This is a genomic window from Mesotoga sp. HF07.pep.5.2.highcov, assembly GCF_003666285.1.
GTDB classification, from domain to species: domain Bacteria; phylum Thermotogota; class Thermotogae; order Petrotogales; family Kosmotogaceae; genus Mesotoga; species Mesotoga prima.
Genome location: NZ_JFHJ01000463.1, coordinates 1 through 4394 on the forward strand (window position 1 = coordinate 1; position 4394 = coordinate 4394).

General features: G+C 46.0%; 3 protein-coding genes and 2 pseudogenes. All 5 read right to left on the reverse strand.

Annotated features, from left to right (window positions below; all coding sequences use genetic code 11):
* A pseudogene (locus tag BG32_RS16580) lies at nt 1–686 on the reverse strand (1-deoxy-D-xylulose-5-phosphate synthase); the annotation flags it as partial.
* Nucleotides 684–1444: pseudogene (locus tag BG32_RS16585) on the reverse strand (1-deoxy-D-xylulose-5-phosphate synthase N-terminal domain-containing protein); the annotation flags it as partial. The pseudogenes BG32_RS16580 and BG32_RS16585, both read right to left, overlap by 3 nt.
* A 3-nt stretch (nt 1445–1447) precedes the next feature.
* A complete protein-coding gene (locus tag BG32_RS09760) occupies nt 1448–2269 on the reverse strand; it encodes a bifunctional 5,10-methylenetetrahydrofolate dehydrogenase/5,10-methenyltetrahydrofolate cyclohydrolase (protein ID WP_006492586.1) in 822 nt (273 codons plus the stop codon).
* A gap of 11 nt (nt 2270–2280) precedes the next feature.
* The gene (locus BG32_RS09765) at nt 2281–3948 is read right to left on the reverse strand and encodes a formate--tetrahydrofolate ligase (protein ID WP_039882885.1); all 1668 of its coding nucleotides are present in this window, start codon (nt 3946–3948) and stop codon (nt 2281–2283) included.
* Between the two features lie 11 nt (nt 3949–3959).
* Nucleotides 3960–4394 (reverse strand): transcription antitermination factor NusB (gene nusB, locus BG32_RS09770; protein WP_220660325.1); only part of this gene is annotated, 435 nt, incomplete at its 5' end.

Genomic DNA, 4394 nt, shown 5'->3' on the forward strand with positions numbered 1-4394 from the left:
GTTATCTCATCAATGTCTGCGAGTTCTGTTTCCCTGGGGTACCTGATGGCAGTCGGGTGAGTCAACCAATTCTGGTCAAATATGGTGAATAGCATGTTGGCGAGCTCTTTCAGTGAAGCGGGAGCAAGAACACGCATATTCGGAATCATCGAAAGAAAAGAAATGTCGAAGATCCCGTTGTGAGTCGCACCGTCCTGACCGACTATGCCCGCCCGATCAATAGCAAATAAGACGGGGAGATCTTGAAGAGCTACGTCATGAATTAGCTGGTCAAGAGCTCTCTGTAGAAAAGTCGAGTAGACAGCGAAGACGGGTTTTACACCTGCCGCAGCCATTCCACCTGCAAAAGTAGTACACAGCTGTTCGGTTATTCCAAGATCGAAAAACCTTGCCGGGTGTTTTTCTGAGAATTCGGTAAGTCCTGTCCCGTCGGGCATCGCTGCAGTGATAGCCGTTATCGAGGGATCCTTTTTTGCCAGATCGGTTAGGACCTTTCCAAAAACCTCGCTGTATGTCACTTCTCCATATTGCGAGATCTTTTCTCCATTCTCCGGATCTATTCTACTCACACTGTGAAACCTTGTAGGATTACTTTCGGCATACTCAAGACCCTTACCCTTCTTCGTAACGACGTGTACTAAGAAGGGTTCCTTAAGATTCTTAACTGCAGAGAAGACAGCTTCCATTTCTTGAAAGTCATGTCCCTTCACTGGACCAACGTAGTTCAGTCCCATATCCTCGAATAAGTTGCCTCCGAGAATAGAGCTTTCAAGCCACTCTTGATCTTCGAAAGAAATTGCTCGAGACTGCCGAGCTTCATTGCTTCCAGTGCGTTTTTCAGATCGCCTTTCATCTCTCTGTAAACTGGATTGAGTCTCAGCTCTGCCAGAGAAGTGGAGAGACTTCCAACATTCTTTCCAATGCTCATTCCATTATCGTTGACAATCACTTTTATCTTCGATCCGATGTCTTTCATCTGATTAAGTGCTTCGAGTGCCATTCCAGAAGTCAGTGCTCCGTCTCCGGCTACAACTATTATGTTCTTTGAATTTTGGAAGATGTTCTCGGCTTGCTCCATACCTAAGGCTGCTGGTAGTGATGTGCCCACATGGCCCGCACCAAAAAAATCGTAAGGACTCTCGTTTCTACTCAGAAAGCCACTGATCCCGCCTTTCTTTCTTAGAGATTCGAAGCACCCATAACGACCGGTAAGTAGCTTGTGAGTGTATGCCTGATGCCCGGTATCCCAAATTATGATGTCCTCATCTGGGTCGAACACGCGATAAAGTGCTATCGTCAGTTCCACCGTGCCCAGATTAGAGGCTAGATGACCGGTATTCGACGATACAACTCTTGTAATCGTTTCTCTCACTTCACTTGCGAACACTTCCAGCTGTGTATAGGAGTATTCCTTAAGTCTTCTGTAGAGTGGCTGTTCATTCATTTGTTATGACTCCATTCTTTCAAGAGACTTCATATAGTGTTTGAAGAGAAGAGCAGTCGTAACACTACCCACCCCTCCGGGTACGGGGGTTATCGCAGCGGCAATCTGGCTTACCTCGTCGAAATCCACATCGCCTACTAGTCTGCCATCTACGAAGTTGATTCCCACATCTACTACAACTCCACCTGGCCTTACCATCTCTCGTTTAACGAAACCGGCTATGCCAACTGCACTGACTACTATGTCCGCGTTGAAAGTCTTCTCGGATATGTCTCTGCTTCTTGAATGGCAGACGGTTACGGTTCCGTCCACTCCTTTTTTCAGGAATAGAAGGGCCAACGGCTTTCCCACTGTGTTAGATCTTCCCACAATAGTAATGTCCCGACCCCTAATCTCGATTCCGTAGTAGTTGAGAATTTCCATTACTGCTTCAGCTGTGGGAGGGGCAAAGAACTCCTCATCGTTGATAATTCCCCCGAGGTTCGATACAGTTCTCCCTTCCAGATCCTTTTCGGGACTTAGAGCAGCTAGCACGGCCTTTTCATCAGCATTCTTCAATGGGTGCATAACCATGATCCCCGCGACGGTTTTGTCTTCATTTATTTGTAAGATTTCTTTGACAGGACTGCTGCCGCTATTTCTTACTATGACATCTATACCGAGCTTATCTCCCTGTCTGTTTATCGATTTCATGTAAGTTCTGTTGGATGAATCCGGTTCATCGCAGAACAAAACAAGGGAGGGTAGCCCTTTCTCTCTGCTCTTTAGAGCTTCCCTAATTTCTGAATAGATGCTTTCAGCAACTATCTTTCCGTCAAGTATCATAAGTCAACACCTCAAAAGAGCCCGCTTATCTTTCCGTTCGCATCGACATCAATATGCTTTGCATTAGGGTCTTTACCAAGACCGGGCATCAACATTATCTTACCGGCAACTACAACTATAAATCCCGCTCCGGCAGAAAGGTTCAGATCCCGTACCTTGAATGTGTAACCCTCGGGAGCTCCAAGTTTCTTTTCGTCATCCGAGATTGAGTACTGGGTCTTTGCAACGATTATCGGAAGGCGATCTACTCCCTGCTTCTTAAAAAGGCTCAGTTTGCTCTTCGCAGCCGGTTCGAGCTCGACTTTTCCTGCTCTATATATCTCTTTTGCGAGTTTTTCCAGTTTTTCTTCAAAGGAGAGATCCGCTGATAGTAGGGGTTCGTAATCGTTTGAGTCTTCTACTAGTTCTATGAGCTTATTTGCAAGCTCGATTCCACCGGCTCCACCTTCTGCCCAAACCCTTGACAGCTCGTAAGGAATAGAATTCATAACGCAGAGACTGTCGAACTTATCTCTCTCATTCCGAGTATCTTGCGGGAATTCATTGAGAGCAACAACCACAGGGATACCATACTTGCGAAGGTTTTCATAATGAACTTTCAAGTTATCGAATCCGAGTTCAAGAGCCTTGACATCCTCTTCCTCGATATACTTCTTAGGCGCTCCACCATTAAGTTTAAGTGCCCTTATAGACGCCACGAGTACTACCGCGCTCGGCTTGAAACCGCCTACAGGAGAAACAAAGTCAAGGAATTTCTGCGCACCTAGATCGGCTCCAAAACCAGCCTCAGTAACAACGTAGTCGGAGAGTTTAAGAGCCATCTTTGTTGCAGTCAATGAGTTCGTGCCGTGCGCGATGTTGGCAAATGGTCCTCCGTGAACAAAGGCAGGCGTGCCTTCAAGTGTCTGAACTAGATTTGGATCTAGAACATCTTTCAACAAAGTTGCCATAGCTCCTTGAACACTCAGGTCTTTTACCGTTACGAATTCTCCGTCGTAACTTCTTCCAACAACAATTCTGGACAGTCGTTCCTTGAGGTCGACAAGGTCTTTGGACAGACAGATAATTGCCATTATCTCAGATGCCGCAGTTATTACGAAACTGTCCTCTCTGGGATAACCGTTTGCAGACCCGCCCAGGCCCACGATGATTTGTCTCAAGGCTCTGTCATTCATGTCCATGGTTCTTGGCCAGTATATCTGGGTAGGATCGATTCCCAGTTCATTCTTGAAGTTAATATGCGCATCGATAACTGCAGAAAGAAGATTGTGAGCGAGTGAGATGGCGTGAAAATCGCCAGTGAAATGAAGATTTATCTCTTCCATCGGGAGCACTTGAGAATAGCCACCACCAGCCGCTCCTCCCTTGATTCCCATAATTGGCCCAACAGAGGGTTCCCTAAGAGTCACGAAGGCCCTTTTGCCGATTCTGTTGAGGGCCATAGCGAGACCAACGGAGGTGGTGGTCTTCCCTTCACCTGCACTTGTTGGACTTATGGCGGTAACCAGAACGAGTTTTCCGTCTGGTCTATCCTGCAGCTCCTTAAGATACTGGTGGGATATCTTCGCAACATATTTTCCATAGCTTCTAAGATACTTTTCAGGGATCGATAAAGATGAAGCGATCTCATCAATCTTCCTAAGCTCCGCCTTCTGTGCTATGTCCAGATCAGTCAGCATGTACGACCTCCTTATAGATTCTTTTTCTCCGTTGATGCGCACTCTCGAGCAATTCTGTCGAGAACGCCATTTACGAACTTACCTCCTTGCTCTGAACCATACTTCTTTGCGATGTCTATCGCTTCATTAAGAGTTACTTCAATTGGAATGTCAGGTTCATAAATTATCTCGTATGCTCCGAGTCTGAGGACGTTCCTATCGGTCGAGGCAAGTCTCTCAAAAGTCCAGTTCGTGAGGTGTTTTCTAATAACACTATCTATCTCATCACGATACCTCAAAATGCCATCAAAATACTTCCTTGTCCTAAGCTTCATCTCGGTTTCCATTGAGAAGAAACTGAGCTCTCTCTCGAGATATTCAGACGAAGTCTCCATATCTTCATTGAAGTCAAACTGATAGATCGCGCTGAAAACAATCTCCCTCATTTTTCGTCTGCTTTTGTTTGG

Bases quoted from the DNA above. Each gene is read 5' to 3' on its own strand.
- BG32_RS09760 (WP_006492586.1), bottom strand. From the start codon at position 2,269: ATGATACTTGACGGAAAGATAGTTGCTGAAAGCATCTATTCAGAAATT.
- BG32_RS09765 (WP_039882885.1), bottom strand. From the start codon at position 3,948: ATGCTGACTGATCTGGACATAGCACAGAAGGCGGAGCTTAGGAAGATT.